We start from the raw sequence: 5,209 nt of genomic DNA, 5'->3' as shown, positions 1-5,209 counted from the left end.
GCGGCCGCCAGCAGGGGCGCCGTGCCGGCGATGGCCTCGACGCAGCCGCGCCCGCCGCAGTGGCACTCGGGTTCGTCACCCCCGACGGGGATGTGGCCGATCTCCCCGGCCACCCCGTGCGCGCCGGCCACCACCCGGTCGTTGACCACCAGCCCGCACCCTATCCCCACCCCCACCGTGACCAGGGCGAACGACGACGTGCCCACCCCGTCGCCGAACCACTGCTCGGCCACGGTGAGCGACTTGACGTCGTTGTCGATCGTGACGAGCAGGCCCGTGGCCTCGGCCGCCAGCCGCGCCAGCGGCACCTGGTGCCACTGCAGGAAAGGGGAGTAACGCACCACCCCATGGGCCTTGTCGACGTCGCCCGACACGGCCAGGCCCAGCGCGTGGCAGCGTTCGCCGTAGGCCGGGTCGGTGGCCAGCAGCTCGGCGACCAGCTCGGCCAGCGCCGAGACCACACCCTCGGCAGACGTCGTGGCCAGCGGGCGGTGCGCCGAGACCAGCGGCTGCGCGCGCAGGTCGGTGACCACGCCGATGAGCTCCTCGTGGGTGATCTTCACCCCGCAGAAGAACTCCCGCTCCGGCCTGATGGAGAGCGGGCTGGCCGGGCGGCCCGCACCCGGCGCCGTACGCTCGGTGGCCTCCAGCTCCTCCAGGTAGCCCGCCTCGATGAACGGCCGGGCGGCCTTGGTGACGGCGGCGGATGACAGCCCGCTCCGCTTGGCGATCTCCACCCGGGAGACCGGCCCCTGCGTCAGCACCATCGTGAACACGGTGGCCGCCGCGGGGGTGGAGGTGAGCCGAGGGTGCATGAGTGCGATAGTAGCAGTAATTAACTTCGTCAAGAATTGAATTCGAGCGGGGTCGTGCCTAGGCTCCGTGGCATGCGATCGGTGACTTTCGACGCCTCCAGCCGCAGGTGGCTGCTGCGTACCCCGGGCACGAGCTACGTCGTCGCCCTCGCGGACGACGACGCCCCCCGCTGCCTGCACTGGGGCCCCGCGCTGACCGCCGAGCAGGCCGCCAGCCTCCCCACCCCCGCCGCGTCCGGGGCCAGCAGCTTCGACAGCACGGCGGGCGAGGAAGAGCTGGTCTCCGAGGTGGGGGCGCGGTTCGAGACGCCGTCGCTGCAGGTCGTCCTCCCGGGCGGCGACCGGGGGATCGAGTGGCGGCACGACGGCCACGACATCGACGGGGGCCACCTCACGCTGCGCTTCTCCGACCGCCGCCATCCGTTCCTGGTCGAGCTGCACTACCGGGTGCACGAGGACAGCGACGTGATCGAGCGCTGGACCGTGCTGCGGCCACGGGTGCCGGTGACCGTGCTGCGGTGCGACTCGGCGGCCTGGAGCGTTCCGGCGCTGGAGGGCTACCGGCTCAGCCATGTCACGGGCGGCTGGAGCTCGGAGCACGCGCTGAGCCGTACCGAACTGGCCGTGGGGGAGACGACGCTCACCAGCAGGCGCGGGGTGACCAGCCACCACGCGAACCCCTGGCTCATGATCGACGGCGGCGACGCGGGCGAGCGGCACGGCGAGGTGTGGAGCTGCGCGCTGGCCTGGAGCGGGAGCTGGCGCGTCACGCTCACCCGCACGCCCTCCGGGCGGGCGAGCTGGACCGGCGGGTTCGGCCACGAGGGCCTCACCTGGCGGCTGGAGCCGGGCGAGGAGTGGGTGACGCCGGTGTTCGCCGGCGTGTACGCGCCCGACGGGTACGGCGAGGCCAGCCGGCGCTGGCACGACCACATCGCCAGGCACGTGCTGCCCCGGCCGGACGAGCCGCGCCCGGTCGTCTACAACGCCTGGGAGGCCGTCGGGTTCGACGTGAACGAGGCCAACCAGCGCGACCTCGCGCGGCTGGCCGCCCGGGCGGGCGCGGAGCTGTTCGTGATGGACGACGCCTGGTTCGGCGGTCGCACCGGCGACAGCGCGGGGCTCGGCGACTGGTGGGTCAACGAGGAGCGCTTCCCCGACGGGCTGAGCCCGCTCATCGACGAGGTGCACCGGCTCGGCATGCGCTTCGGCCTGTGGGTCGAGCCCGAGATGGTCAACCCCGACAGCGACCTCTACCGCGCCAACCCCGACTGGGTCCTGCACATGCCGGGCCGCTCCCGCACGCTGCTGCGCAACCAGCTCGTACTGAACTTCGCCCGCCCCGACGTCGCCGACTGGGCGCACAAATGGCTGCACAAGCTGGTCTCCGAGCATGACGTCGACTTCCTGAAGTGGGACTTCAACCGCGCCTTCACCGAGGCGGGCCGGCCCGGCGACCCGGACCAGGACCGGCTCTGGATCGACCACGTCAGGGCCGTCTACTCGATCATGGACCGGCTCCGCGCCGACCACCCGCACCTGCGCATCGAGGCGTGCGCGGGCGGCGGCGGACGTACCGACCTGGGGATCCTGGCCCGCACCGACCAGGTGTGGGCCTCCGACAACACCGACGCCCACGACCGCATCGCGATCCAGCGCGGATTCAGCCAGGTGTACCCGGCCCGGGCCATGGCCGCCTGGGTCACCGACAGCCCGAACCCCCTCACCGGGCGGGCCGTCCCGCTCCGCTTCCGCTTCCACGTGGCGATGGCCGGGGCGCTCGGGCTCGGCGGCGACCTCGCCCGCTGGAGCGAGGCCGAGCTGTCCGAGACGGCCGAGCTGGTGGCCGTCTACAAGGACATCCGGCCCGTCGTGCAGTTCGGGCGGTTGTGGCGGCTTCCGTACGGGGTGCAGTACGTGCACGGGGACCGGGTGGTGGTGCTCGCCTGGCACGGGCCCGTCGCGTTCGGCACGCCGATCGCCCCGCTCCGCCTGGCCGGGCTCGACCCGGACGGCCGCTACCGGGACGAGGACACCGGCGCGGTGCACCACGGCGCGGTGCTGATGTCCCGCGGCCTGCCGCCGCTGACGCCCAAAGGCGCCTACGCCAGCACCCTCCTCCGCCTGCGCGCCTGCTGACCCGCCGGATCACTGGGCCCGATCACTGGGCCCGATCACCCGGCGACCTCCCGCCGCAACTCCTCGAGGGCCTCCTCCATCAGGCGCGGGAGCCGGTCGCCGTGCGCGAGCGCGGCGGACAGGACGCAGGAGACGACCACGGTCGTGTCGCTGTAGACCATCGACACGGCCCCTCCGCCGGTGTCGTACGTGGGCGGGACGGCGAAGCAGCCGTCCAGGGGCAGGTTCACCCCGATGACGCTCACCGTCATCCGGCCCGGGAACGCCTTCGGCACGAGCCACCTGAGCAGCCGGAACACCACCGCCGGGGCCTTGACGGGATAGCGGTCGCGCCGGTAGACGGCCATCCGCTCGAAGCTCGTCTGCTCCATGACCCCGCGCAGCCGCTCGCCCGCCTCGGGCTCGGCGCAGGGCAGGTCGACCGGCATGGTGGTCGCGCCGTTGCCCAGCCCGCCGTCGCGCAGGCGGCCGTTCAGGTTGAGCGGGAAGGAGACGGTCGTGCCCCGGCGGCCCGCCTTCCGCCAGTGGGCCGGGTTCCAGGCCCGCAGGGCTCCGGCCAGCACGGCCAGGCCGGCCTGCGGGACGCTCGCGCCGGTCGCGGCGGCGATCTCGCGGAAGGCGGCGAGGTCGAGCCGCAGGAAGAACGTCCGCGCCCCCGACCTGCCGGTCCTGCCCGGGGGCGGTCTGAGCCGCGCCGACGGGGCCGCCAGCCGGGCCGCCGTGGCGAGCAGCCGCATCCGGGCCCTGGCCGGTGCCCGCACCGCCACCTTCGGATCGGGCGCCGGGACGGTCCTGCCCAGCAGCACGGCCCGCGTCGCGATCCGGGCCGCCCCCACGCCGTCCTGGAAGGCGTGGTGCACGCGGTAGCACAGGATGTGCTCGTCCGCGGCGTACCCGTGCACGACCATCAGGCTCCACAGCGGGTGCTCGGGCAGCAGCCGGTTCTCCCTGACGGCGTCCACCACGGCCGCGCCCACGTCACGGCCCGGCGCCACCCGGTACTCCACGACGTGGCAGGCCGGGTCGAAGGCGGGATCCGGCTCCCACCCCTCGCGGGCCAGCCGGTAGGTCAGGACCGGCGCCCGCGCGGCCGCCTCGGCGACCCGCCGCCGCAACTCCCAGGAGTCGGGGGCCGGGCCGGGCATCCGCGCCGCGAGGGCGATGTGCAGCCGGTGGTCTCGGGCCGAGCCGAGCTCGCCGAGAAAGAGCCGGTCCGACCCGGTCAGCGGTACGGCCGCAGCAGCTCCCATGACCGGGCTAACCGGCCGTTTGCCGCGCGAGGTACGAACGGTGCGCCAGCCGGGCGATGTCCCCGACCGTCATCTCCATCGTGAAGTCGGAGGGGTCGATGTCCAGCCCGTGGCCGCCCAGCGCCGCCCGCAGTTCGAGCACGCTCATGCTGTCGGACTCGAGATCGTCCACGAACGTCGTCTGCGGGGTGACGGTCGCCGGGTCGACGACGTAGATCTCTGCGCAGTACTGGCGTACGAGCCGCAGGATGTCTTCCTCGGACAAGAGTCCTCGCCTCTCCGTCGGGGGTCTGTCGGGGGTCCCAGCATGTCGCCGCGCGGGAGGCTCGGGCGGCGCCGGAGTCCTCGTGTCCGGTCAAGAACGGCCCTGGACTAGTCGATCAGCGGGCCGAGCCGGGTCGCGACGTCCGCTTCGGCCTTGAGGGCGGCCCGGCAGCGGGTCCAGTCGTAGCGGGACACGGCGCCGGTCTCGACGCCCGCCGCGATGAGGCCCTCGGCCGCCGTCAGCGCCTCCCCGGACGTCATGGGCAGGAAGCCGGTGCGGCCGAACACCTCCGCGATGCCGTGGCGGGCGACGAACCCGGCGTCGCCGATCGTGCCCCACGCGGTGGCGTGCCCGGGCAGGCCACGGGCGCGCCGCCGCCGGGCCAGGGCGTCCAGGAAGACGTTGGCGGCCGCGTACGCGGACTGGCGCGTGCCTCCGTACGTGCCGCTGACCGAGGAGAACAGCCAGAACAGCTCCAGCTCCCGCCCCTCGGTGAGCCGTTCCAGCACTAGTGCGCCGGCCATCTTGCAGCCCAGCACGCGGGCCAGCCGCGCGGGGTCCAGGCGCAGCAGGTCGCCGGAGTCCGGCTCCATCGCGGCGTGCACCACGCCGCGCAGGGGATGCTCCACGCCGCCGACGTCACCGACCTGGCCGCGATGGCGTCGGTGCTCAAGGAGATCGACGCCGGGGAGCATCCCCTGCGCGGCGTGGTGCACGCCGCGATGGAGCCGGACTCCGGC

At 73.9% G+C, this 5,209-nt stretch carries 6 protein-coding genes; 2 read left to right on the top strand and 4 right to left on the bottom strand.

What is annotated here, in order from left to right:
- On the bottom strand, positions 1–815 hold an 815-nt coding region (locus tag ACWDX9_RS59635), incomplete at its 3' end, for an ROK family protein (protein ID WP_449972616.1).
- 72 nt (positions 816–887) lie between these two features.
- Here ACWDX9_RS59635 and ACWDX9_RS59630 point away from each other — a divergent pair.
- Complete coding sequence (locus ACWDX9_RS59630) at positions 888–2,954, top strand: alpha-galactosidase (RefSeq protein ID WP_449972614.1); 2,067 nt, start codon at positions 888–890, stop codon at positions 2,952–2,954.
- 35 nt (positions 2,955–2,989) lie between these two features.
- Here the strand turns inward: ACWDX9_RS59630 and ACWDX9_RS59625 are convergent, their stop codons facing one another.
- The 3 genes from ACWDX9_RS59625 to ACWDX9_RS59615 form a co-directional block, all read right to left on the bottom strand.
- Positions 2,990–4,204, bottom strand: coding sequence for a wax ester/triacylglycerol synthase domain-containing protein (locus tag ACWDX9_RS59625; protein WP_449972611.1), 1,215 nt, complete (start codon positions 4,202–4,204; stop codon positions 2,990–2,992).
- Positions 4,205–4,211: 7 nt separating this feature from the next.
- Positions 4,212–4,469 (bottom strand): acyl carrier protein, encoded by a 258-nt coding sequence (locus ACWDX9_RS59620; RefSeq protein ID WP_449972608.1) that lies wholly within the window; start codon positions 4,467–4,469, stop codon positions 4,212–4,214.
- Positions 4,470–4,576: 107 nt separating this feature from the next.
- A complete protein-coding gene (locus ACWDX9_RS59615) occupies positions 4,577–5,164 on the bottom strand; it encodes a KR domain-containing protein (protein WP_449972605.1) in 588 nt (195 codons plus the stop codon).
- Between ACWDX9_RS59615 and ACWDX9_RS59610 the strand changes: the two genes are divergently transcribed.
- Positions 5,126–5,209 (top strand): hypothetical protein (locus ACWDX9_RS59610; protein ID WP_449972619.1); only part of this gene is annotated, 84 nt, incomplete at its 3' end. The genes ACWDX9_RS59615 and ACWDX9_RS59610 overlap by 39 nt on opposite strands.

It is taken from the genome of Nonomuraea sp. NPDC003201, from assembly GCF_053590415.1.
Note: the sequence above shows the minus strand (reverse complement) of the source record. Positions and strands in the feature narration are given on the sequence as shown.

Excerpts from the sequence above, each read along its gene's own strand:
- ACWDX9_RS59630 (WP_449972614.1), top strand. The coding sequence starts at position 888 with ATGCGATCGGTGACTTTCGACGCCTCCAGCCGCAGGTGGCTGCTGCGT.
- ACWDX9_RS59625 (WP_449972611.1), bottom strand. The coding sequence starts at position 4,204 with ATGGGAGCTGCTGCGGCCGTACCGCTGACCGGGTCGGACCGGCTCTTT.
- ACWDX9_RS59615 (WP_449972605.1), bottom strand. The coding sequence starts at position 5,164 with ATGCTCCCCGGCGTCGATCTCCTTGAGCACCGACGCCATCGCGGCCAG.